Genomic DNA, 24,225 nt, shown 5'->3' on the forward strand with positions numbered 1-24,225 from the left:
TCATAACCTTTTTTTAATTCTTAAGAAATAGAAGCTTCATAGATAGAATCAACCGCTTTTTTCAATGCTGCATCAAATTCTTCTTGAGATTGATTTGCGTTTAGATCCTGACTTAATGCTCTGGAGAAGCTGGCAATAAGTCCTTTATTGTCTTTTAGCTTCGCATTTGCATCATCTGTAGAATAACCACCAGATAATGCAACAACCCGGACAACATTCGGGTGATCAATTAATTCTCTATATAAATTATTCTGTGTTGGAATGGATAACTTAAGCATAACCAACTGATCCGAATCAAGCTGGTTTAAATGCTCTAAAATCTCTGCTTTTAAAATTTCTTCGCTGTCTTCTTTAGAAGGACTGTGAATGTCTACTTCCGGTTCAATAATCGGTACCAGTCCGGCAGCAATGATTTGTTTTCCAATTTCAAATTGCTGGTCGACCACTTTTTTAATACCTTCCCGGTTATCCTCTTTAATCACAGAGCGCATTTTTGTACCAAAAATATGACGATCGTTGGCACGCTCTAATGTTTCTTGTAAATTATCGATTGGCTTCATCAGCTGAACGCCGTCTGCTTCTTCTGCAAGGCCTTTGTCGACTTTTAAGAATGGGACAATTCCTTTTTCCTCAGCGAGATAATCGCCGGTGTACTTTCCTTCGATTTTACGGTCCATCGTTTGTTCAAAAAGAATCGCGCCAATAATTTGATCGGCATTAAAGGAAGGTGATGTAATAATTCTTGTCCGCATTTCGTGAACTAGGTCAAACATTTCATCTTCGCCCTGATAGGCGTTTTCCGGGATTCCATAGGCAGCCAAAGCCTTTGGTGTACTTCCTCCACTTTGATCCAGTGCTGCTATAAATCCTTTGTCATTTTTCATTCTTTCTAATTGATTTTGCTGCATCACTTTCACTCCTTTTTTAGTTGAGCCAATAATCGGCTATTAAAAAATAGTCTGAAGTAACTCTCAACTTCTATTGTAGCACTAATTAATGATAGATTATAGTATTTTGCGTGAAAGGAAAGGCATAAGAAGGAGCTTTACGCTATCAAAAATAACATATATTTTTTCTTGAAGGCCAGCAATGGAGTTAAAAATAGACACCTTCCAAGTCTTTTAATAGGATAAAAAGAAAAGAGGTGGTTAAGATGCAGGCTATCACGAAAAAAAGGTTGAAAGCTTATCTAATTGATTTAACCGTATCCACAACAGTTACTTTGGCAACAGAGAGTCTATTGGAAAAGAAAATCAAGAGCCCGGTATTCTTTAATTTAGTCAACCCGACGCTGATTATGTGGTCATTGGAATACGCACAGTTAAAATGCGGCGGGCAGACGCTGGGCCACAGGGCAGCCGGGGTAAAGCTGGAGCGTACAGACGGCGGGGATTTAACTGGAAGTCAGATTATCAAACGGATGGCGTATCGTGATACGGTGGGCACATTCGGATATTGGAAGAATCGGGAAAAGTTTGAAGGAAAGGATGGCAGTCAATTTCCTTATGACCATTCGGCTGGAGTCAAGATGAAGGAAGTATAATTATTTGAACAAAAAAATATAGAGTGAAGGCCCGATAATAAAGCTTGAAATAAGCGGATATTATTGGGTTTTTATTTGAATAAAATACACGTTATCAGCCGATAAGCATACCTTTACTTCTCTTCTCGCATAATATACAATTTATAGTAAATGAAAAGATGAAATTTAAACAATTTTTACATATTTTGAAACGTTACCAATCAGGTTAGCAATAGAGTCATTCTGTGAAATAGCTACCTTGAAAATGGAAGGTGAATCTATGAACATTACCTATCTGCTCTTCTTTCTCTGCATTGTTATTTGCACCCTGATTATTACCTATTGGGCGGCGAGGCAAAGCAAAACGACCAATCAGTTCTATATTGCTGCCGGCCGTTTAACAGGGACGCAAAACGGGATGGCGATTGCAGGAGATTATATCAGTGCTGCTTCCTTTTTGGGCATTGTCGGAACCATAGCAATTAATGGCTTTGATGGCTTTTTGTATGCGATTGGTTTTTTAGTTTCCTATTTAATTGTTTTATTTTTTATTGCGGAGCCGGTACATCGTTTGGGGAAGTATTCATTAGGTGATGTTATTTGCGCACGTTTTCCAAGCTATAAAATGCGGGGGATTATGGCTGTTGGAGCTTTAATTATTTCCATCTTTTATATGATTCCGCAATTAGTGGCTGCCGGGCTGTTAATTCGATTATTGTTAGATATTAATTATTCTGCTTCTGTTCTGATCATCGGAATATTAATGACGATTTATGTTGTTTTCGGTGGAATGTTCGCTACGTCCTGGGTACAAATTGTTAAAACGGTGTTGCTTTTGTCCGGTACATTTTTGTTGGCGCTGATTGTATTTTCGCGGTTTAACTGGAGTATCCCCAACCTTTTAGAGCAGGTTACACTTGGATCGCCCTTAGGAGACCAATTTTCATTACCGGGGCATTTATTTAACAATCCGTTGGAAACGCTTTCTCTTCATCTCGCATTAATCTTAGGTACTGCCGGGCTTCCGCATATTTTAATCCGCTTATTTACTGTCAGAAATACCGTAGAAGTGCGGAAATCTCTTTTGACGGCAAGCTGGATTATTGGTGCATTTTATTTAATTGCACTCGTTTTAGGTCTTGGCGCTGTTGCTTTGGTAGGGTTTGAAGAATTGGTGCTACTCGATCCATTTGGAAATTTAGCTGCGCCATTATTAGCGGAGAGCTTAGGCGGAGATTTTTTAATGGCGTTTATCGCAGCCATTGCGTTTACTACAATTGTTGCTGTGGTAGCTGGTTTGGTTATCTCTGCGACGACTGCGTTCTCTCATGATATTTATTTCCATATCTTAAAAAGAGGAAACACTTCGGAAAAGAAACGTCTACGTGCTGCGCGCTGGACCGCATTTTTTATCGGTCTGCTGTCTACACTGCTTGCACTTGGATTGCGGAATATGAATGTAACGTTTTTGGTTTCGTTAACATTTATCGTGGCAGCTTCCAGCAATCTGCCCGTCCTTTTATTCACGATTTACTGGCGGCGCTTCAATCAAACAGGAGCAATCTCGGGGATGCTCTCAGGGCTGACTGTGTCTCTGATACTCTTATTCTTAGGTCCGCATGTGATGAATCCGGATGGCGGATGGATAGCTGCTGAGGCTGTTGTCCCTCTTTATAATCCAGGGATTATTGCGATTCCTGCCGGATTTTTAGGGGCGTATTTGGGAGCTGTTTTATCACGGAATAAGGAAAATACCGTTCCATTTGCATCCTTCTACCTGCAGGCCCAAACCGGGATAGAAGGAAGGAGAAATCGTTCATGATGGATTTGACAATGGTTTTATTCGAACGTTTAGGTCTATTGTTGGTCATTGCCTTTGTTCTTACACGCATTCCGGGCTTCCGGTCGCTGCTTTACCGCGAATTCAGTTTTAAAATGGCAGGAATTCATGCGTGTGTGTTTGGTATTTTTGGAATTGCCGGAACATTAACAGGTGTCGTTATCGGCAGTGACTTTACGGTAACGCATGCTTTTGTCTGGGAAGTGGAAGCAGACCAGATGGTGGTAAGCTCCAGCTTAGTTGCCATTGTCATGGCGGGGCTGCTAGGGGGCCCGGCGGTTGGTCTGGGAGCAGGAATTATTGCTGGTACGCATTTGTTTTTCCTGGGCGGGATTGGTTTTATGGCTAATAGTCTTGTAAATCCGCTGACCGGTCTGCTTGCTGGATTTACCGCACGGTTTTTCTCGCAGGAGCGTGTTATATCACCGATAAAAGCTTTGTTCATTGGAATATTCCCTCCAATTTTATTGATGCATTTATTGCTTATTTTTGATTCACTGGATCGAACCATGGTAGAGCTGATCAACACGATTGGTTTACCGGTGGTTTTATCCAACAGTATAGCCATTGCTATTTTTACAGCAATGATTGCAATTGTCCTCAGAGAGCAGGAAAATGAAGCTGCCTTTGCAACGAGGCAGGCATTAACGATTGCGGAGGAGGCGTTGCCTTTTTTAAAAGAAGAATCCTTTCAGAAGAAGGCAGAAGGGATTGCTGATTTATTTTATGCGCGTTTGAAATTAGCTGCTGTTACCGTAACAAATGATAAAGAAGTAATGGCGCATAAAGGGCTCGGAGGCGATCATCATCGAATTGGAAATCCGTTAATCACTCAAATTTCACATCAAGCCTTAGAATCCAAAGAGATATTGGTCGCTTATTCCCAAGCAGAAATTCAATGTACGCATAAAAAATGCCCATTAGAGGCTGTGATTATTATTCCAATCTGGGAAGCACAGCAAACGATTGGGCTGATCAAATTATATTTTCGCAAACCCCAGCATATCCGTCCGGTCGAGCTAATGCTGGCGGAGGGTCTCGGTCAATTGATTGCTAATCAATTAAAAACAATCAAAGCAGAACGTCTTGAACTGCATACACGTGATGCAGAATTAAGCAATTTGCAAGCACAAATCAATCCGCATTTTCTATTTAATACCCTGCATATGATAGCTGCCTTATTTCGCAAGGAACCTGAAAAAGCACGGCATATTACAGTGCAATTGGCACATTTTATGCGCTTTAACTTAAAGCTTGTATCAACACAGCTTGTCCCATTGGAAAAGGAAACAGAGCATGTAAAAGCGTATATCGAGATTATCCAGACCCGTTTTACAGGGAGGATGCAAATCCATTTTATACAGCCGGAGGAAATGTCACATCTGCTGATTCCGCCGTCATCGATTCAGCCGCTTGTTGAAAATAGTGTCAGACATGGATTAGAACATGTTTCCGAGGGGGGAAGAGTGGATGTGAAGATGGAGCAGGTCGGCAAATGGATAAAAATAAGTGTCCAGGATAATGGTCAAGGGTTTCCAGATTCAATTTTACTGCAGGCAGGAGAGAAAGTGCTGACAGGGAAGCCGCATGGCGGAACGGGTTTGTATAATGTGAATCAGCGTTTAATCAATCTGCTTGGGGAAGAATCGAGGCTGCATGTGCGGAATTTATCTGGTGGCGGGAGTGAGGTCCATTTTACCATTCCAGCCGTGAACACTAGAAAGGAAGATGATTTATGATGAAAATTCATACGATGATTGCGGAAGATGAGCAATTGGCACGGGAAGAATTGATTTATTTATTGGAAAAGGAAAAAGACGTCAAGCTTCTGCCGAATGCCGAGACAGGAAAACAGCTGGTTGAATTGTATAAGGAGTATGAACCGGATGTTATTTTTCTGGATGTGCATATGCCAGGCATGCGCGGTGTAGCTGCAGCCAAGAAAATAATGGAGCTTGCCTACATCAGAGCGCCGTTATTTATTTTTACTACGGCATACGAGGATTATGCTGTGGAAGCATTTGAAATAGAGGCAGTAGATTATATGCTGAAGCCATATGATACAGAAAGGTTTCAAATGGCGATGAACCGGCTCCGCAAACGCATGCAGCAATTGAAAAGCAAAGAGGAGGGACCGTCCAACCAAGGGATGACTTCCTCAGCAAAGCTTTTGATCGACAATGATGACCGGACGATTGTTCTGTCTCCGGATGCGATTTATTATGCTATGCCGCATAATCGGGTGTTGGAAATTCATACAGAGGACAAGGTAATTTACAGCAGAATGTCATTGCAGGAGCTGGAAAAGAAACTGCAAGGTCATGCTTTTTTTAGAACGCACCGCAGTTATCTGGTTAATTTAAATCATATTCAGGAAATTACACCATGGTTTAATGGCGCTAGCAATATCACATTACGTGATAAAAAGCAGACAACGATTCCCGTCAGCCGGACTGCAAGAAAGCATCTGTTTGAGTTATTTGGCAGCTAGGAAAGGAAAGACTTTCCTGGCTGTATAAGTGTAGCTAAGGTTTTTTTGAAATGAACCATTCATCACAAGATTCCAACCATTCAATCATTTATTTAAACCGTTGAAGCAAATATACATACGCACATAAGCATCTTCCTTTATAATTTAGAAAGCGTTTACAAAAAGGGATTAAAAAGGATTGAAGGAGGAATGCCAGTCCAAGGAGACAATTGCAGCTGCTGAAGGGATATGAAGAAAAAGGCAGAGAAGCGGTAATTGATTCAGATAGAAAGAAGCTGGTTAACGACTTAAAGGTGATAAAAGGTTTTTTGGCAGTTAAGAAAGTGTATACTTCCTGCATAAGTGCAACTAAGTTTTCTTTAACAGAGGGGGAGCGGTCAGAAAACCTTTTTTTCCGATTTTCGAGGAGGATGCAGATGGGTGCAGAAAAAGAATATAAGCAGAACCCTGCAAAAGAGATTGACTACGTGCAAGTAACAGAAAGCAAGTCTTTTAAAAAGCTGATGCACGATCGAAAAAAATTTATTGTGCCATTAACAATCTTTTTCCTGGTATTTTATTTCTTACTTCCGGTTTTGACTTCGTATACCACATTTTTAAATACGCCGGCGATTGGCGATATTTCTTGGGTGTGGCTGTTTGCATTAGCCCAATTTATCATGACATGGGTATTATGTACGGTTTATGTAAAAAAAGCAGCTGTTTTTGATAAACAGGCAGATGAAATTATAAAAGAAATGGAAGAAGGAGGGGAAGGACGATGAGTGCGACGGTTGTTATCCTCTTCTTGGCAATTGTTATATTAACACTTGTGATCACGTTCTTTGCTGCAAGAAAGACACAGACAGCAGGAGATTTTTATACTGCCGGCGGAGGACTTACAGGAATGCAGAATGGACTGGCGATTGCCGGTGATTATTTATCTGCAGCCTCTTTTTTAGGGATTGCAGGTGCTATTGCTTTATATGGATTTGATGGATTTTTCTACAGCATCGGGTTTTTGATTGCATATTTAGTGGTTCTCTTCCTTGTAGCCGAACCGCTGCGTAACCTCGGCAAGTTTACACTGGCTGATATGATTAATTCCCGTTTTGACGCCAGTAAGGTTCGGGGAGCAGCGGCGCTGAATACGATAACAATCAGCACCTTTTATATGGTAGCCCAGCTTGTAGGAGCTGGAGCTTTGATTCAGTTATTATTTGGTATTCCATATTGGGCGGCAGTACTGATTGTTGGTGTGATGATGACGATTTACGTTTTATTCGGCGGGATGATTGCTACAAGCTGGGTACAAATTGTCAAAGCAGTTCTGCTGATGGCCGGGATGGTCGTTATGACGTTTCTTGTCCTGTTAAAATTTAATTTTAATATCGGGCAAATGTTTACGGATGTGAAGTCTGTAACAGCGCATGGAGAAGCATACTTAATGCCGGGATTGCAATATACAGAACCGCTCAGTACGATATCGCTTATGCTGGCGTTAGTACTTGGAACTGCGGGGCTGCCTCATATTTTAATGCGGTTTTTTACTGTGCGGGATGCGCCGACGGCTAGAAGCTCTGTTGTTATCGCAACATGGGTTATCGGCATCTTCTATGTGTTGACATTATTCTTAGGCTTCGGAGCAGCAGCATTCGTTGGATATGAAAACATATTAGCTGCAAATCCGGGAGGAAATATGGCTGCCCCATTGCTTGCTCAAGTGATTGGAGGGGACATCCTGTTTGCCTTTATCTCAGCAGTTGCATTCGCAACGATTTTAGCGGTAGTAGCTGGACTTGTTCTTTCAGGAGCTTCCGCATTTGCACATGATTTATACGGACAGATTATTAAAAAGGGAAAGGCAACAGAAAGAGAGCAGGTGAGAGCCGCCCGTTACGCATCCTTGGCTGTATCTGTTCTGTCCATTGTTTTAGCTCTATTTGCTCAATATTTAAATGTGGCTTTTCTTGTCTCGCTTGCCTTTTGTATTGCGGCCAGTGCCAATCTACCGGTTATTTTGTACACCATCTATTGGAAACGATTCAATACGGCAGGAGCAGTGACGGCCATGCTGACGGGGTTATTCTCTGCATTAATCCTTGTGTCCATCAGTCCCAGCGTATTTTCACCGGTAGAAGGGGCGGCCTTATTTGTAGGAGAGCCTATCTTCCCGCTGACGAATCCGGCACTTGTTTCGGTTCCGCTCGGCTTCCTGGGTGGTTATCTAGGTACGATTCTATCGAAGGAGACGGATATGAAGCGTTATGCAGAAGTGAAAGTGAAAGCAAATACGGGATATAAGCGCAGCGGTGTAAGCCACTAAAGAGTGTATTAAAAATGCCTGCAGAAATTTTTCTGCAGGCATTATTTATGTGTTTCAAAAAAAGTAACCCATAAGTTGATTTATCGCTTTGATAGTTAACAATAACTCCATTGAACTGCTCTATGATAAAGCTATTGCATCCGAATCTTAAACATCGTCCCTTTCCCAACTTCACTCTCCATTTCCACCATGCCGCCGTGCGCCTGAATGATATCTCTTGAAATAGCCAGACCCAGACCGGTTCCGCGTGAAGTCGTATTCGTGCCGCGGTAATAACGATCAAAAATTTGTGCCTGTTCTTCTTTCTTGATCCCTTTCCCATCATCGCGGATGATAATACCTTCTTCTTGTACTTCTACGGTTACTTTGACGTTCTCTTCATTATGAATCAAGGCATTGAAAATAAAGTTAAGTATAGCTCTTTTCATTAAATGCTGATCGATATTCCAAATTAACTCGGGTGCGTAGCTGCTAAAGTCAATGTCACGTGTTTGGAATTGCGGGTCATTTAGTAAATCAATAATCATTTTTCGGACAAAGCCTTCTACCCGGATTTCCTGAAGATTCAATGTCATTTCCTGGTTTCTTAGCCGCATCGTTAAATTAAAATCATCCAGCAGCTCTTTCATATAGAGTGATTGCCGTTCAATGACTTCGGCATATTCTAAGCGTTCTTCTGCAGAGATATCCTCATTGCTTAGCAGCTCCGCATAACCTCGGATGGATGCGAGCGGTGTTTTAATATCATGTGAAACGTTGCTGATCCATTCATTACGCATCTGTTCCAGTTTTTGCCGTTCATTTTCATGAGCCTGCAAGTTTTCAGATACATCGTTTAAGTTAGAGAAAACGCGTTTAAATACCCCTGGACGCTTCATTTTCTTCGGTTCAAACTTTCTTTCCTTCAGCTCGCTGATTCGTTCTATGATGCGCGAGACTGGTTTGGTCAGCACGGTACTGAATAGAAATCCGACAATAAAGGCGATAATTAAATCGACTATAATAATCGCACCTAGGAATTGGGAAGCGTATGTCAGAAACTGTTGCGGGTCAGCCATAATAATGGTCCGTTGCTGCTTGGAATCCGGAACACCAATGATATAGCTGAAGCCCTCATATTCTCCGATAAAGTAGGTATTCAAATCATCATCCATATATTTATATTTATGAACTAAATCAATCGGTGTATAGTGTGTAGCCGCATTATCTGGTGCGAATTCATCGGATAACACATTTCCATTTTCGTCTAATATTTGCAGCCAGGCTCCAAATCGGGTCAGTGCATCCTTTCCTTCTTCGGATACAACAGGTTCGCCGTCTTCCATAGACAAATAGTAAAAGAAGGAACGGGTAAAGTTTTCTCCTGTATCATGAATGATATCTTCTGGATCCTCATTGTGCTGAGACAATATCAACGCAAGCAGAATAACGGTATTCACAATGCTGACGATAAAAACAATACTGAGAATGGAAATAAGGTAGCGAATGGTGAGTTTCCATTTCATGGTGCACTTTCTCCTTTATCAAATAAAAATCTCTTCATCATGTAAACATAGAAGCAGTTTATGGGTTAAAGCGATAGCCGAGTCCTTTTACCGTAACAATGTAGGCGGGTTCTGAAGGATTTTCTTCAATTTTCTCCCGCAGTCTGCGGATATGCACCATCAATGTATTATCTGCTCCGTAAAAGTCTTCACCCCATACGGTTTCGAATAAGGTTTCCTTACTTAAAATATGCTTCGGGTTGCGCATAAAGCACGCCATTAAGCCGACTTCCTTCGCCGTCAGCTCTAACACCCTGCCATCCTTGCTTATTTCTGTTTCATCCCCATTAATCGTAAATTCGCCAATATTTTTATCTGCTTGCGCTGGGGCGTGCGAGCTGGAAGCTTCCATGGAATAGATACCTGCCCGGCGCAGCTGCGCTTTCACACGGTAAGCCATTTCTTTAGGACTGAAAGGCTTTGTAATATAATCATCTCCGCCAATAGCAAGTCCGAGTATTTTATCGATTTCATCTGATTTCGCGGACAAAAATAGAATTGGAATACGTGATATTTCACGGATTTTCCGGCATAAATCATAGCCTTCGCCGTCCGGAAGCATCACATCCAATATCGCCAAATCGGGCTCAAATTTAACAAATTGCTGCCATCCTTCCCGGATAGAGCCGGCTGTTGCAATTTCAGTCATCCCCTCTTTTTGCAGAGCTGTTTTCATTAACTGACATAAGTCCTGTTCGTCATCCACGATTAAAATTTTTGGCTTTTCCATGCTGTGTTCCCGCCTTTCTTATTTATATATATAGTGAGGTTTTCTTTTATCATTTACTAAAAAGTTGAATTATTACTATCTTAACAGGAATTCGTCAACTATGAGTGAGATTTAAACATTTTGTAAGGTTAGATTGATGGCTGTTTAAGGATGAAGGTCTATAGTAAAAATATAGAACGTTCACAGGGAATATATAAAAGAGGTGCAAAAATAATGGAGCATTTATTAAAAGTAGATGGTGTTGAAAAAATATATGGAAAAGGCGCTAATACATTTCAAGCGCTGAAAGACATATCCTTTACCATTGATCATGGTGAATTTGTCGGAGTGATGGGACCTTCTGGAGCAGGAAAATCAACGCTTCTTAATGTACTGGCCACGATCGATGCCCCGACAAAAGGGGATATTTACGTAGAGGCAGACAATATTGCCAAGATGAAAGAGGATAAGCTGGCAGATTTTCGCCGCGATCATTTAGGCTTTATTTTTCAGGATTATAATTTATTAGATTCCTTAACGGTAAAGGAAAATATTCTGCTGCCGTTAGCGATTGCGAAACAGCCGGCGAAGGAAATTGAAGAGAAGGTAAATGCTATTTCCCGTTCGTTTGGCATCGAGGATTTATTGGATAAATATCCGTACCAAATTTCTGGGGGGCAAAAGCAGCGTACTGCTTCCTGTCGTGCACTCGTCTCGAACCCGAAGCTTATTTTTGCGGATGAACCGACAGGAGCGCTTGATTCCAAGTCAGCTACCGATTTGCTGGAGAGCTTAAGCAATTTGAATGAAGCGCATGAAACAACGGTGATGATGGTAACACATGATGCTTATGCAGCAAGCTTTTGCAGACGTATTCTGTTTATAAGAGATGGAGGTCTGTCGCAGGAGCTTATTCGCGGCACGCATACACGAAAGGAATTCTTCCAGATGATTTTAGATGAATTGGCAGGAGCAGGCGGTGACGGGAATGACCTTATTTGATTTAGCATTAAAAAATATTCGCAGAAACATGAAGAGCTATGGATTATATATTGGTTCCACGATTTTCTCGATTATTATTTATTTTACCTTTGCCATGCTGAAGCATAGTGATGATATCAGCGGATTGGCAGAGACTTCGAAACAAATGCAGGCAGTGATGAGCGCTTCCGCATTTGTACTGATGATTTTTGTGGCTATATTTATTTTGTATTCTAATTCCTTTTTTATGAAAAAGAGGAAAAAGGAAGTTGCGCTTTATTCCTTATTAGGCGTACGTAAACGATCGATTGGTTTTTTACTATTCTTTGAAAATATCGTGATTGGACTGATTGCATTAGTTATCGGGGTGGGACTAGGCTTCTTATTGTCGCAAGCCTTACTAGCTCTATTATTAAAATTAATGGGCTTATCATTATCTGTTGGTTTTGCTTTCTCCATGCAGGCAGTGATTGAGACAGTAGTGGTCTTCTTCCTGATCTTTTTAGTTACTTCTCTATTAGGCTATCGGGTGATTTATAAATTTAAGCTCATTGATTTATTCCATGCCGAGAAAAAAGGAGAAGTACAGCCAAAAGCACGCATCCTTTCTGCGCTGAATGGTGTACTCGCTCTAGCTGGAGCCTATTGGCTGGCGCTTCAGGATTTAATGACCTCTTCTGCCTGGCGGATTTTCGGCTTAGCGATGCCGCTGATAATCATCGGTTTCACGATTTTAGGGTCTTATCTTTTATTTAACAGTGTGCTCGTTTATGTTTTAAATCTATTGAAAAAGAGTAAGAACTGGGCTTGGAAAGGGCTTAATCTGATGACCTCCTCCCAGCTGCTTTACCGGATTCGAGGGAATGCGAAAACATTAACGATTATTGCGACGTTGAGTGCGACAACGATTACGGCAGGCGGAGCAATATTCGGGACGTATTATAATACCGAAAAAAATGTAGAACAATTTACACCTTTCTCCTTTATGTGGGAGGGAGAGGAACAGGACATCGATTCGGGCATAGTAGAAGACGCGGTCAGCTTTGAAGCGAAGGACATTACCATAGAAGGGGAAGTATATGATCAGTCCTATTATGTCATTGACGAAGAAACGTTTATGAAGCTGACAGAAGCGCTCGGCTGGGATGTAGAAAATGTTGATTTAGCAAAAGATGAAGTCATCATGGCTGATCCCTTTTATGATGAACGGTTGGAAGAGAAAGCAGCAACGGTAGAAGTAGGTAATGACGTGAAAGCGGTGGATCAATTTTTTGAACAACCGCTGTTTAATATTCAAACCCTGCCCGGAATAACTTTAGTGATGGATGATGCGTCATTTCAAGAGCTGGACGGCGGGGAAGGCACTTATCAGGCCGTGCAAACCGCTGATTATAAGGACCATTTAGAGCTTTCCAAAGAGCTGGAAGCAAAAACAGAGCATTTCTCCAGTGCTGTCCAAAGTTATCAGGATTCCATCGAATCATCGGGGGCGATGTTATTTGTCGGCAGCTTTTTGGGGCTGGTATTTTTAGTGGCTACAGGCAGCATTATCTTCTTTAAAATGATGACGGAAGCGGAAGAAGATAAGGGTAAATATACCGTTCTATATAAGATCGGCGTGTCTAAAAAAGAAATGAAAAAAACCGTCCGTTATCAAGTCGGTCTTATTTTCTTAGCGCCACTGGTATTAGGTCTGATGCATGGAGCTGTTGCTTTAATGGCGTTTTCTAATTTATTAGATATGAACTTATGGGAGCCGGTTATTATATGGATGGCTGCCTACACATTGATTTATATTTTATATTACGTGGTTACGGTTCGGGGATTTAATAAAACAATCACCCAGAACGCCGCACAGGAGGGGTAAAATGAAAAAAATAATGGCTTTGGTAATTGGTATTGTAGTCTTATTTGTTGCTGCAGTTGTAGTGTTGATGACGGTAGACTTTAATCGGACAGGGAAGGATAATGCTTACGTTCAAATCGACGAATCAGCATATACGGAAGAAGATAAGCTGGATAATGGTGAAGTAATGAAGACGTATTGGTATGAGCAGCCGGCTTATACAGAGGATGGGGAAGAAATTCAGGTTGAATTTTCCGCCCAGAAGGAATTGCGTCAGGGAGCATATCTGATGCTCTACGTGAATAAGGATAATGAAGTTTCTTCGTATGATGAAGTAAGTGAAGCGGAATTGCCGGATGAGGTGAAGGAAGCGTTGTAGTTTAGCAGCTAACAGCCTGGTAAGGTATAAAACATTTATATCTTATCAGGCTGTTTTTGTGCAGTTTAACACCCATTCTTTACGTTGAGACAGAAAGACTATATGATTAAGAATAGATAAATGAAAGCGGGCCAAAAGGAGAAGATTTTTATGAAACCTAAGATTCAGGATGTCGCGAAAGTTGCTGGAGTATCTCCAACAACAGTTTCTCGTGTACTGAACGATAGAGGATACATCAGCAGCAAAACGAAAGAAAAGGTGTTTGCAGCGATGAAGGAAATCAATTATATACCGAATGACCTTGCACGTTCACTGTATAATAAGCGTACCTACTTGATTGGTGTTATCGTACCTTCTACTAACCATCCTTTTTTTGGTGAGCTAGTGGATAATATTGAGAGAATATGTAATGACAAAGGATATAAAGTTTTGTTATGCAACAGTTTGCAAGAGGCAGAAAAAGAAAAAAAATATTGGGACATGCTGCAGCGTAATCAAGTAGATGGCGTAATTGTTGTCACGTATAATCGCGGCTTAGTTGATAAGGAGCAGCAATTTCCTGCAGTTGTGATTGATCATTATCTATCGGAAAATATTCATGTTGTCAGCTCAGATAACTTTCAAGGCGGAGAAATGGCAACGAAAGAGTTGATAGAAGCCGGATGTGAAAATATCATTCATATTAATGGAGATGTGAATTTGGAAACACCAGCAAATGAAAGACAATACGCTTATGAAAAAGTGATGCATGATGCAGGAAGAATACCTTTAACGTATCATGTACCGAATGTTGCTTATTTAGAAAGCAATATTGATATTATAAAACAGCTTTTTAAGGAAAATCCAGATGTGGATGGTATATTTGCCAGTGATGATTTATTAGCTATTCGTACTTTACAGTATGCTGAAAGTTTGGGTTATAAAATACCTGAGGATTTAAAAATTATTGGTTATGATGGAACAGGTCTGATTCGTTCGATTTATCCTGATTTATCGACGATTATTCAGCCTACATATCAAATTGCAGAAAATGCTGTGGAAACATTGATTCAGGAGATTGATGGGAAGCCCCATGATTTGAAAGAAAAAACATTCCCGGTTTCCCTGTGGAAAGGGAAAACAACAGGTCATGTAACATGAAGAACAATATGTTTATTCCTATTTAGACGGAGAAAAAAGGATGAAATAATATCCCAATGAGAAAAATCTGCTATAATAATCAAACAATAAGAGTGATAGATAAGGAGTGTTTTCAAAATGATAGGAGCAATTGAAGCAGGTGGAACAAAGTTTGTATGTGCAGTAGGTAATCCGGACGGAACCATTTTAGATCGAACTGCTTTTCCGACAACAACACCTGAAGAAACATTAGCACGGGTGGAAGAATTTTTTTCTAAGTATTCGATTGAAAAAATGGGAGTAGGAGCTTTTGGACCAATCAATTTACGGGCAGACAGTGAAAACTATGGCGCGATTGAAAACACCCCGAAAGTTCCTTGGCGTTATTATCCTCTTTTGGAAGAATTAGAAAAACGTTTTAATATACCGGTAGCTATTAATACAGATGTTATTGCATCGAGTATGGGAGAGTATGAATACGGTATTGGAAAAGATGCCTCCAGCTGTCTTTACATAACAGTAGGTACAGGTATTGGGGCTGGGCTTGTTCAAGATGGCAAACCGTTTCAAGGAAGAAACCATTCGGAAATGGGCCATGTTATATTAAAAAAACATCCGGAAGATGATTTTGAAGGAGCATGCCCAAGCCATGGATCCTGCTTAGAAGGATTAGCTGCAGGACCGGCAATCGAAGCGCGTTATGGACGCAAGGGAGCGGAATTAGCTAATGAGGATCATGTTTGGGAAATAGAAGCATATTACCTTGCACAGGCTATATTGGATTATTTTGTTATTCTTTCTCCAGAAAAAATTATTCTTGGCGGCGGAGTAATGAAGCAGGAAAAGCTCTATCCAATGATTCGTGAAAAATTTATGGAATTGTTGAACGGCTATATAGAAGTAGAGAATGTAGATGAGTTGATTGTAGCCCCGGGATTAGATGACGATCAAGGGGTAAAAGGCTGTATTGCATTAGCGATGAAAAAATAGATGAAAAAAAGAGATGAATCGGAGGTGGTGATTAGCCAGCCTGGGTTCATCTCTTTTTGCTATTATAGATAAATTTAAACGTAAGAGACTTCCCTGTAATAAGACATTAACAATATGCCATAAGCTTGTAAAAATTTTAAAAAGTATATGACAACCGGTTGACATATGAAACCGGTTGTCATATAATCTTTTGTAAGCAGTTACAATAAACTGAAAATGAAAAGGGGATTAGTGATGAAAAAGTTATCTGTACTTGTCGGTGTCGTGTGTGCAGTTTTGTTCTTAGCAGCTTGTGGCAGTGGAGGAAGCTCTGAAGCAAATCATAATGAGATAGTTGTTTGGTTCCATACTTCATTAGAAACGCCTGAAGGAGAAGCAATGCAAAATACAATTGACCGTTTCAATGAAGAATATGAAGGAGAATATACAGCAACAGCAGAATTTGTTCCCCGCAGCGGAAGTGGTGGAGGATATGAAGATAAAATTAATGCAGCATTAACAACAGATACTTTACCCGATGTCTTAACATTAGATGGTCCGAATACAGCAGCATATGCAGAATCTGGAATTATTGCTCCAGTCGATGAATATCTCACCAACAAAGATGATTTACTGCCGAGCATTATTGAACAAGGTACGTACGATGACCAGATGTATGGAGTCGGCTTTTCAGAATCTGGAGTAGGTATTTTCTATAATAAGCAAATGTTTGAACAAGCGGGAATAGACTTGGAAACGTTGCCGACAGTGGACGAGCCGTGGGATTGGGATCAATTCATAGAACTGAATGAAACATTGCATAATGAATTTGACAAGCCAGTTATTGATATGGGATTCGACGATAAGAGCGAATGGTTAATGTACGCATTTACTCCTTTCTTATGGTCGCAAGGTGGAGATGTCGTTTCTGAAGACGGCACAACAGCTGAAGGCGTTTTAAACGACGAGAATGGCGTCAAAGCGTTCACATTTATCCAGGATATGGTGAAAAATGGTTACAGTACGATTACACCGGTGGAAAAAGGGTTCCATACTGGAGAATACGCAATGAAGCTTGGCGGCTCATGGACAATTGCAGAGCTTGAAGAATATCCAGATATTGAATACGGTGTGATGCCATATCCAACGTCTCCAGATACAGGTGAACTTGTATCACCATCAGGAAGCTGGCAATATGCAATGTCTGCTTCTTCTGAAAAACAGGAAGCAGCAGGAGCATTAATTGATTTTATGGTATCTACGGAATCATTATCAGAAATGTCATTAGCAAATAGTGTTCTGCCGGCATCTTACTCGGCAATTGATGAAATTACAGATGAAGTAAGTGATGAAATGAATGTTTTAATTGAACAGAACGCAGCGTCTGCACAAGCTCGTCCGCTTCTGCCTAATTACCCGCAAGTAAGCCGTATTTTTCAGGATACAATAAGCGACACAACTTATTATGAAGAAAATAGTGACATTCAAGCGTTGCTTGATGACAAGGCAGCACAAATTCAGAGTGCATTAGATTAATCTAGAAAATTACAGGAAGAACGTTAGACCGAATTATATTAAGAATATTTCAGCTTAGTATTTTACTAAGCTGAAATATTTAAAAGGGGTTTAGGAAATGAATATTAAAAAGAAGGAGAATTTAGCAGCTTATATTTTTTTAGCGCCAGCATTAATATTACTAGGGTTATTTCTAGTTTATCCATCGTTATTAGCAATCTATTATTCATTTACAGATTACTATTTATTAACACCAAATGATATTAATATTGTTTGGCTTGAAAATTTTATAGCAATCTTTAAAGATCCTGTTTTCATACAAAGTTTAAAGAACATTGCCTTATTTGTAGTACTTGTTATTCCAATTCAAGTTGGGGCAGCACTTGGCCTGGCTTTATTGATTAACAAACAGCGTAAAGGAAATATCTTCTTTAAAGTTGCTTTCTTCTCGCCAGTTGTTTTGTCGCTCGTTGTTATTTCTGTCCTTTGGTTATATTTATTAAATCCTTCAGAAGGTTTGATTAATAATATACTTCTTAATGTAGGAATAGATCCGCAACCATTTTTAAGCAGTCCGACCCAAGCTATGGTTACTATTGTATTCGTATCTGCTTGGCAGGGGGCTGGTTATCAAATGCTTATTTTTTTAGCGGGGCTTCAGAATATTCCTGGAGAGGTATATGAAGCAGGAAAAATAGATGGAGTGAATAAATGGCAGAAATTCTACTACATTACATTGCCTTTATTAAAGCCTACATCTATATTGATTATGATTACGACATTAATATCTGCCTTTAAGCTGATTATACAGCCGATGGTCATGACACAAGGCGGACCAATGAATGCAACCATGACGCCTGTTTACTATATCTATCAATCTGGTTTCTCTGATCGGATGATAGGTTACGCCAGTGCGATGACTGTTATCTTTGGGATTGTAATCGGAATTGTTACTCTTATCCAAAGCAGAGTTTCAAGGGAGGACGATAACTAATGAAAAAACCAATTAGAAGAATTATCGAATATACAGTACTTATATTAATCGCATGTATCTTTGTATTTCCTTTAATTTGGATGATTGTCTCCTCATTGAAGCCTGAAGCCAGTATCTATACAGATATGAACGGAATTAAAGCATTGCTCCCGTCGCTTAATCCATCTGATTGGCTGCAGTCTTATAAAGAACTATTTAACCGATTCGATATTGTACAATATATTTTTAACAGTGTTATTTATGCAGTAGTGATTACAGGCGGATCCATTGTTGTCAATGCTATGGCTGGATATGCTTTTGCCCGGTTCCATTTCCGGGGAAAGAAAATTCTTTTTGCATTAATGCTTGCACTGTTGATTGTACCAGTGGAAACGATTATTATTACACAGTTTACCGTAGCTCATAGTTTAGGAATTTTAAATACACGGTTAGCAGTAATCCTGCCGTTAATTGCAAATATATTCTTTATCTACTTATTTAGGAATTTCTTTAAAGCGGTGCCTGAAGAGGTTATTGAATCTGTTAAGATTGATGGGGGAAACAACTGGACCATTTTTTGGAGAATTGTGCTGCCTATGTCCAAACCAGCCATTGCAACAGTTGGTACACTTTCTTTTATCGCCAGCTGGAATGACTATTTATGGCCATTGATGGTCTTGACAGATACGTCGAAATTCCCGTTACAAGTAGCAATAACAAATATTAATACAACCGAACCGGTTTTTACGAATCAGGTTATGTCGATTTTAACGATATCTACGATTCCGTTAATCATTGTATATATTCTGGCGCAAAAATATATTCTGCAGGGTCTTGGCGGGTCTGGAACAGGAATTAAATAATAGAAATAACTGGAATAAACGTTTGCTAATGAATTCATTCAAACTATGTGAAATCCAGCTTTTATAACTGGATTTCACATAGTTATGCCAGTTAAATTGTTCTTTTTTAGAGATATTTTACATTATAAGTTTTAAATCAAAGATATTTATGAATATAATGTCAACCGGTTGACATTATATTCAAAGTATAAGTTAATACTACATAGAACAACAAATATTATTTCACAGTTTCATAAGAATAACATTTCTAAAGAGAGGGAGATTTACATGCTATATCAAGAAAAACATCGTCCGCAATTACATTTCACACCAAAGGAAAATTGGATGAATGACCCAAATGGTCTCGTTTATTACGAAGGAGAGTATCATTTATTTTACCAGTACAATCCACATGGCAATGACCACGCAAATATGAACTGGGGACATGCAACAAGTACAGACCTGTATCATTGGGAAGAGCATGGGGTTGCGTTAGCACCAGATGAATTGGGAACGATTTTCTCAGGATCAGCAGTCGTAGATAAAAATAATACGAGTGGTTTGTTTGAAAGCAATTCCGGTGGATTAGTTGCTATTTTCACACATGATGGTGCAAGTCAGCAGCAAAGTATCGCTTACAGCGAGGACAAGGGAAGAACGTGGATCAAATATGAGGGGAACCCAGTTCTTCCAAACACAGAAATAAAAGATTTTCGTGATCCAAAGGTTTCCTGGCATGAAGAAAGCAAGCAATGGGTCATGGTATTGGCTTGTGGGGACCATATCCAGTTTTATGGCTCGCCAAATCTAATTGATTGGACCTATCTATCTTCATTTGGAAAAGAATATCCTTCCTATATCGGTGTCTGGGAGTGTCCGGACCTGCTTTATTTACCAGTAGAGAACAATTCTAAAAAAGAATGGATACTTATTGTAAGCATCAATGCAGACGGTCCTAACGGCGGTTCCGCAGTGTATTATTTTACTGGAACTTTTGATGGGAAAGAATTTCACCCGAATGAAACACCGCAAGATGAACTGAAATGGGCAGATGCAGGAAAAGATTTTTATGCAGCTGTCAGCTGGGACAATACAGAGGATACTTACTGGGTCGGCTGGATGAATAACTGGCAGTATGCGGGAGTTGTCCCGGTCTCGCCATGGCGCAGCGCAATGAGTCTGGCGCGGAAGCTTTCCTTATTTGAAAAAGATGGAAGTCTCTTATTGAAGCAAGAGGCCATCACCGCAGATAATAGCAGGGAAGAGGTTTCTTATAAAGATGAAACTGTTCATCCTGGTAAGCCGGAAAGCTACGAAATTAGTGATACTGCCCAAGTAGATTTGCAGGTTTCAACAGCATCAGCTAGTACGAAGTGGAGCGTGCAATTAGTTACAGATCAAGATGAAGCGTTCCGATTAGAATTAGACTATAAAGAAGATGCTTATACATTCTATCGTACGGATGGGCTGGTTGACTTTTCAGCAGATTATCCGAAAGAAATAAAAGGCAGTTTACATGGAATGGATGTTCAGAATCTAAAAGTAATTATTGACAGATCATCTGCAGAAGTCTTTTTAAATGATGGTTTAACTGTATCAACAAACTTGATTTATCCAGAAGGAACAGTAACAAAGCTGGAAATTTCTACAGTAAATGAAACGCTGCAATTAGACACTGTCACATGGACAAAGCTGCATTCTATTTGGAAATAAACATAACTGAATGGAGGAGTAAGAAAAGCTCCTCCTTGCTTTACAAAGAAAGGATTTAATAAATATGGATTTTTTAAAAAATAGTAAATATTGGTTCTCATCTGGCTATCTATTTTTCTTCTTTATCACATGGTCTATCTGGTGGTCTTTCTATGCGATTTGGTTGAATAACAGTCTTGGACTAACAGGAGCACAAGTCGGAACAATCTACTCGTTTAACTCATTCTTTTCTTTATTCTTCATGATTCTTTATGGATATATGCAGGATAAATTGGGGACGAAGAAAAATCTTGTCTGGATACAGAGTGTGGTACTTGTTCTGATTGCACCATTTGTTATTTATGTCTATGAGCCATTACTTTTGAATAATTTTTACTTAGGAGCGGTTCTGGGTGCTGTCTATTTAGGCGCAGGGTTTATAGCCGGCGCAGGATTTTTGGAATCCTTTACAGAAAAACTCAGCCGTAAATACGATTTTGAATTTGGTAAAGCACGGATGTGGGGTTCATTAGGCTACGCTGTTTCTGCTATTGGCGCAGGGGCATTAATGAGTATTAATCCACATATTAATTTCTGGATTGCATCGGGAACAGGAATTATCTTTCTTTTGATTAATGTATTTTTTAAAGTTGAGGTTACGAAAACAGAAGAAAAAAGTGTCTCCAATATATCAATGAAAGATATTCGCTTTTTAGTTTCAAATAAAGTATTTTGGCTTTTAATTATCTATCTGTTTGGAACCGTATGTATTTATACGGTATATGATCAGCAGCTTTTCCCAGTTTACTTTGTAAGCCTATTCTCCGGGGCAGGTACGGATGGGAACACCGTTTACGGAATTCTGAACTCTATACAAGTATTTGTCGAAGCGATTTTCTTATTCCTGGCACCATTTATTGTGAACAAAGTCGGAATTAAGCGCTCGCTTGTATTGGCAGGAAGTATCATGGCTTTTCGTATCATTGGTTCCGCCATGGTAACAGGCGGATTTGGTATTTCATTCATGAAAATGCTTCACGCAGTGGAATTACCGATTTTATTGATTGCGGTATTTAAATATATTGCTGCAAACTTCGATGTGCGGTTATCTGCAACGGTTTATCTCATCGGCTTTAAGGTCTCCAGTGAAATTGGGGTTATCATTTTCTCTGCATTAGTCGGCTGGATTTATGATTTGACTAACTACGAAACGACCTTCTATATATTAGGCTCCATTGTAGTATTATTTGTTATCTTCTCGATTTTTGCATTGAATAACAATGATAAAGAACAAAAATTAGATGAGCATGAATTTGCGATGGCAAAGGAATAAATAAAGAGCAATGAGCTGTGTTGAAATACATATAGTTCATTGCTTTTTCTGATGCTGTAAAAAATAGATAAGAAAAATGTTGTTGAAAAAGAAGGAGTTTCCAAAAAAAAGTCGAAATTAACTACTTGAAAGGGTTTTCAAAACAATAAATTAGAATGCTGCTGTTCTCTTTAAAAGAGATTTTTTATTAAATAATACATTATAACGTTATGATTTAAAGGGGAACAGCATAGATATGAAGGGGTGATGATAAATGGAAATTTCAATTAAAGGGGATGCAGTGAGCTTACACGCAGGAATCGTAGAATTGCAGGAGGTCTATGCATTCCGTCTTGCAGAACAGGGCGGCATTGTACTGACCGGGAGGCAGGATGAGCGTATCAACGGGTTAATAATAACTTTTGATGAAGGGGGCGGCACGGTTACCTACCATGAGCCATGCCATTTTTTCAGAGCGCTTGGCTTGATTTTAGAACAGTGGAATAAGGGAAATAAACAAATCCATATTCAAGAGACGATGCAATTCTCCAGTGTAGGGCCTATGTTTGATTTATCGCGTAATATGACGATGAAGCTGTCTACGCTAAAGGACTTCATCCGGAAATTAGCGGTGATGGGACATAATACGGCAATGCTGTACATGGAGGACACGTATGAAGTAGACGGAGAGCCTTATTTTGGTTATATGCGCGGGCGTTATAGTGAACAAGAGCTGCGGGAACTGGATAATTATGCAAATCTATTTGGTATCGAGCTGATTCCTTGTATCCAGACGTTGGCGCATTTAGAGGAATTTCTGAAATGGGATGCGGCTTATACCTATAAGGATACGCGGGGTGCGCTGTTATTAGAGAGTAATGCTACGTATGATTTGCTGGACCGGATGATTGCTTCTGCAACCAGGCCCTTCCGTAGCAATCGCATTCATATTGGTATGGACGAAGCGGAAGAGGTGGGACGAGGCAGATATTTAAATATCCATGGTTTCAAGGATCGTTTTGAACTGATGAAAGCACATCTGGATAAAATCGTGGAAATAACGGATAAGTATCAGCTGCGTGTGGTGATGTGGAGCGATATGTTTTTAAAGCTGGCTTCCGAAACGGGGGACAGCTATGACAAAACCACAGATTTACCAGAGTATATCGTGAATCAGCTGCCAGATAACGTGCAGTATATGTATTGGCAGTATGCTCAAGCAGATAGGGAGCATTATCAGCGGATGCTGCAGCAATTAAAACGGTTTGGCAGTACACCGGCATTTGCAGGGGGAATGTGGGTGTGGAATACCTTTGCCCCGAATTATCAAATCTCTCTGACTGCAAGTGAGCCGGCACTTGCTGTCTGCAAGGAGGAAGGTGTAGGCGATGTATTTGTAACGCTTTGGGGAGACGATGGCTATGAGAGCAATGTGTACCATGCACTTTATGGACTGCAATTCTATGCTGAGCATGCGTATCATACCGAAATCGATATAACCCGTGTGAAGGAACGTACGTTATTTTGTACAGGTATGGATCCAGAAGCGCTTTTGGCCTTGAATAAAATGGATCAGCCGCCAGGGGTAGACGAAGGGAACACCTTACAGACGAACCCTTCTAAATTCCTGCTATGGCAGGATGTGCTGCTGGGATTATTTGATAAACATGTCGAAAAAAATCCTGTCGGAAATTTCTATAAGAAGCTGGCGGAGGAAATCCAGCAGTATAACCAGCAGGCGTCAGAGCGCTTTTTTGATGTGCCGGAGAAGCTGTGTTGGGTCTTAGCTAAAAAAGGGGATATCGGTGTCGAACTGAAAGCAGCTTATGATGCAGGGAATCAGGAAAAGCTGCAGGAAATTGCCCGACAGGTTATCCCGGAAGTGACAGGGCGTGTGAAGGAATTGCATGCTGCGCATCGGAAGCAGTGGCTGTCGTTGAATAAACCTTTTGGGTGGGAAGTAATAGATATTCGTTATGGAGGATTATTACAGCGTTTAGATACTGCCCGCTTAAGAATCGAGGAGTATGTAAGAGGAGATTTAGAGGCAATCGATGAACTGGAGCAGGAGCGGTTATATTTCTCTCCGAATGTGGAGGAGTCCAGCGGTTTGGGCTGGTGCAGCTACTATTATCGGATGGCTTCCCCTAACGTATTTTTTCATGTATTGCCAATTTATTAAGGAG

20 protein-coding genes are annotated in these 24,225 nt (G+C 40.2%); 17 read left to right on the forward strand and 3 right to left on the reverse strand.

The window, feature by feature from the left end:
• Positions 1-20: 20 nt before the first annotated feature.
• On the reverse strand, positions 21-908 hold the full coding sequence (locus tag BN997_RS01610; RefSeq protein WP_042529058.1) for a fructose bisphosphate aldolase: 888 nt from the start codon (positions 906-908) through the stop codon (positions 21-23).
• A gap of 245 nt (positions 909-1,153) precedes the next feature.
• Between BN997_RS01610 and BN997_RS01615 the strand changes: the two genes are divergently transcribed.
• From BN997_RS01615 to BN997_RS01640, 6 genes are all read left to right on the forward strand, one after another.
• Entirely contained in the window at positions 1,154-1,543 is a 390-nt protein-coding gene (locus BN997_RS01615; protein WP_042529060.1) for an RDD family protein, read from the forward strand.
• 259 nt (positions 1,544-1,802) lie between these two features.
• Positions 1,803-3,344 (forward strand): solute symporter family protein, encoded by a 1,542-nt coding sequence (locus BN997_RS01620; RefSeq protein ID WP_042529062.1) that lies wholly within the window; start codon positions 1,803-1,805, stop codon positions 3,342-3,344.
• Entirely contained in the window at positions 3,341-5,101 is a 1,761-nt protein-coding gene (locus BN997_RS01625; protein ID WP_042529064.1) for a LytS/YhcK type 5TM receptor domain-containing protein, read from the forward strand. The genes BN997_RS01620 and BN997_RS01625 overlap by 4 nt, the downstream gene beginning before the upstream one ends.
• Positions 5,098-5,853 (forward strand): LytR/AlgR family response regulator transcription factor, encoded by a 756-nt coding sequence (locus BN997_RS01630; protein ID WP_306432772.1) that lies wholly within the window; start codon positions 5,098-5,100, stop codon positions 5,851-5,853. Before BN997_RS01625 ends, BN997_RS01630 begins: the two co-directional genes overlap by 4 nt.
• 416 nt (positions 5,854-6,269) lie before the next feature.
• Positions 6,270-6,617: a DUF485 domain-containing protein gene (locus tag BN997_RS01635; protein WP_042535655.1), complete on the forward strand. Its 348-nt coding sequence runs from the start codon at positions 6,270-6,272 to the stop codon at positions 6,615-6,617.
• Positions 6,614-8,158: a solute symporter family protein gene (locus tag BN997_RS01640; RefSeq protein ID WP_042529066.1), complete on the forward strand. Its 1,545-nt coding sequence runs from the start codon at positions 6,614-6,616 to the stop codon at positions 8,156-8,158. Before BN997_RS01635 ends, BN997_RS01640 begins: the two co-directional genes overlap by 4 nt.
• 131 nt (positions 8,159-8,289) lie before the next feature.
• Here BN997_RS01640 and BN997_RS01645 read toward each other — a convergent pair whose 3' ends face one another.
• Positions 8,290-9,663, reverse strand: a complete 1,374-nt coding sequence (locus BN997_RS01645) for a sensor histidine kinase (RefSeq protein WP_042529069.1) — start codon at positions 9,661-9,663, stop codon at positions 8,290-8,292.
• 58 nt (positions 9,664-9,721) lie between these two features.
• Positions 9,722-10,432 carry a response regulator transcription factor gene (locus BN997_RS01650; RefSeq protein WP_042529071.1) on the reverse strand — a complete coding sequence of 237 codons (711 nt, stop codon included), beginning with the start codon at positions 10,430-10,432 and terminating at the stop codon, positions 9,722-9,724.
• A 213-nt stretch (positions 10,433-10,645) separates the two neighbouring features.
• Between BN997_RS01650 and BN997_RS01655 the strand changes: the two genes are divergently transcribed.
• The 11 genes from BN997_RS01655 (at position 10,646) to BN997_RS01705 (ending at position 24,221) form a co-directional block, all read left to right on the forward strand.
• Positions 10,646-11,413 (forward strand): ABC transporter ATP-binding protein, encoded by a 768-nt coding sequence (locus BN997_RS01655; RefSeq protein WP_042529074.1) that lies wholly within the window; start codon positions 10,646-10,648, stop codon positions 11,411-11,413.
• The gene (locus tag BN997_RS01660) at positions 11,370-13,259 is read left to right on the forward strand and encodes an ABC transporter permease (protein WP_338112872.1); all 1,890 of its coding nucleotides are present in this window, start codon (positions 11,370-11,372) and stop codon (positions 13,257-13,259) included. The genes BN997_RS01655 and BN997_RS01660 overlap by 44 nt, the downstream gene beginning before the upstream one ends.
• Position 13,260: 1 nt before the next feature.
• The gene (locus tag BN997_RS01665; protein ID WP_042529078.1) at positions 13,261-13,617 is read left to right on the forward strand and encodes a YxeA family protein; all 357 of its coding nucleotides are present in this window, start codon (positions 13,261-13,263) and stop codon (positions 13,615-13,617) included.
• A gap of 150 nt (positions 13,618-13,767) precedes the next feature.
• Positions 13,768-14,757, forward strand: coding sequence for a LacI family DNA-binding transcriptional regulator (locus BN997_RS01670; protein WP_042529080.1), 990 nt, complete (start codon positions 13,768-13,770; stop codon positions 14,755-14,757).
• Positions 14,758-14,874: 117 nt separating this feature from the next.
• A complete protein-coding gene (locus BN997_RS01675) occupies positions 14,875-15,726 on the forward strand; it encodes an ROK family protein (RefSeq protein WP_042529082.1) in 852 nt (283 codons plus the stop codon).
• Between the two features lie 234 nt (positions 15,727-15,960).
• Entirely contained in the window at positions 15,961-17,241 is a 1,281-nt protein-coding gene (locus tag BN997_RS01680; RefSeq protein WP_042529084.1) for an ABC transporter substrate-binding protein, read from the forward strand.
• 97 nt (positions 17,242-17,338) lie between these two features.
• The gene (locus BN997_RS01685) at positions 17,339-18,214 is read left to right on the forward strand and encodes a carbohydrate ABC transporter permease (RefSeq protein ID WP_042529086.1); all 876 of its coding nucleotides are present in this window, start codon (positions 17,339-17,341) and stop codon (positions 18,212-18,214) included.
• Positions 18,214-19,056, forward strand: coding sequence for a carbohydrate ABC transporter permease (locus BN997_RS01690; RefSeq protein WP_042529088.1), 843 nt, complete (start codon positions 18,214-18,216; stop codon positions 19,054-19,056). The genes BN997_RS01685 and BN997_RS01690 overlap by 1 nt, the downstream gene beginning before the upstream one ends.
• A 267-nt stretch (positions 19,057-19,323) precedes the next feature.
• A complete protein-coding gene (locus tag BN997_RS01695) occupies positions 19,324-20,748 on the forward strand; it encodes a glycoside hydrolase family 32 protein (protein ID WP_052484862.1) in 1,425 nt (474 codons plus the stop codon).
• A gap of 64 nt (positions 20,749-20,812) precedes the next feature.
• Positions 20,813-22,060 carry an oligosaccharide MFS transporter gene (locus BN997_RS01700; RefSeq protein WP_042529091.1) on the forward strand — a complete coding sequence of 416 codons (1,248 nt, stop codon included), beginning with the start codon at positions 20,813-20,815 and terminating at the stop codon, positions 22,058-22,060.
• Between the two features lie 253 nt (positions 22,061-22,313).
• Entirely contained in the window at positions 22,314-24,221 is a 1,908-nt protein-coding gene (locus tag BN997_RS01705; RefSeq protein ID WP_042529093.1) for a beta-N-acetylhexosaminidase, read from the forward strand.
• The last annotated feature ends 4 nt before the right edge of the window (positions 24,222-24,225 follow it).

Source organism: Oceanobacillus oncorhynchi, from assembly GCF_000821065.1.
Lineage (GTDB): Bacteria > Bacillota > Bacilli > Bacillales > Amphibacillaceae > Oceanobacillus > Oceanobacillus oncorhynchi.

Bases quoted from the DNA above. Each gene is read 5' to 3' on its own strand.
- BN997_RS01675 (WP_042529082.1), top strand. From the start codon at position 14,875: ATGATAGGAGCAATTGAAGCAGGTGGAACAAAGTTTGTATGTGCAGTA.
- BN997_RS01705 (WP_042529093.1), top strand. From the start codon at position 22,314: ATGGAAATTTCAATTAAAGGGGATGCAGTGAGCTTACACGCAGGAATC.
- BN997_RS01660 (WP_338112872.1), top strand. From the start codon at position 11,370: ATGAATTGGCAGGAGCAGGCGGTGACGGGAATGACCTTATTTGATTTA.
- BN997_RS01630 (WP_306432772.1), top strand. From the start codon at position 5,098: ATGATGAAAATTCATACGATGATTGCGGAAGATGAGCAATTGGCACGG.
- BN997_RS01655 (WP_042529074.1), top strand. From the start codon at position 10,646: ATGGAGCATTTATTAAAAGTAGATGGTGTTGAAAAAATATATGGAAAA.
- BN997_RS01620 (WP_042529062.1), top strand. From the start codon at position 1,803: ATGAACATTACCTATCTGCTCTTCTTTCTCTGCATTGTTATTTGCACC.
- BN997_RS01690 (WP_042529088.1), top strand. From the start codon at position 18,214: ATGAAAAAACCAATTAGAAGAATTATCGAATATACAGTACTTATATTA.
- BN997_RS01685 (WP_042529086.1), top strand. From the start codon at position 17,339: ATGAATATTAAAAAGAAGGAGAATTTAGCAGCTTATATTTTTTTAGCG.
- BN997_RS01615 (WP_042529060.1), top strand. From the start codon at position 1,154: ATGCAGGCTATCACGAAAAAAAGGTTGAAAGCTTATCTAATTGATTTA.
- BN997_RS01640 (WP_042529066.1), top strand. From the start codon at position 6,614: ATGAGTGCGACGGTTGTTATCCTCTTCTTGGCAATTGTTATATTAACA.
- BN997_RS01645 (WP_042529069.1), bottom strand. From the start codon at position 9,663: ATGAAATGGAAACTCACCATTCGCTACCTTATTTCCATTCTCAGTATT.
- BN997_RS01670 (WP_042529080.1), top strand. From the start codon at position 13,768: ATGAAACCTAAGATTCAGGATGTCGCGAAAGTTGCTGGAGTATCTCCA.
- BN997_RS01665 (WP_042529078.1), top strand. From the start codon at position 13,261: ATGAAAAAAATAATGGCTTTGGTAATTGGTATTGTAGTCTTATTTGTT.
- BN997_RS01635 (WP_042535655.1), top strand. From the start codon at position 6,270: ATGGGTGCAGAAAAAGAATATAAGCAGAACCCTGCAAAAGAGATTGAC.
- BN997_RS01650 (WP_042529071.1), bottom strand. From the start codon at position 10,432: ATGGAAAAGCCAAAAATTTTAATCGTGGATGACGAACAGGACTTATGT.
- BN997_RS01610 (WP_042529058.1), bottom strand. From the start codon at position 908: ATGCAGCAAAATCAATTAGAAAGAATGAAAAATGACAAAGGATTTATA.
- BN997_RS01680 (WP_042529084.1), top strand. From the start codon at position 15,961: ATGAAAAAGTTATCTGTACTTGTCGGTGTCGTGTGTGCAGTTTTGTTC.
- BN997_RS01695 (WP_052484862.1), top strand. From the start codon at position 19,324: ATGCTATATCAAGAAAAACATCGTCCGCAATTACATTTCACACCAAAG.
- BN997_RS01625 (WP_042529064.1), top strand. From the start codon at position 3,341: ATGATGGATTTGACAATGGTTTTATTCGAACGTTTAGGTCTATTGTTG.
- BN997_RS01700 (WP_042529091.1), top strand. From the start codon at position 20,813: ATGGATTTTTTAAAAAATAGTAAATATTGGTTCTCATCTGGCTATCTA.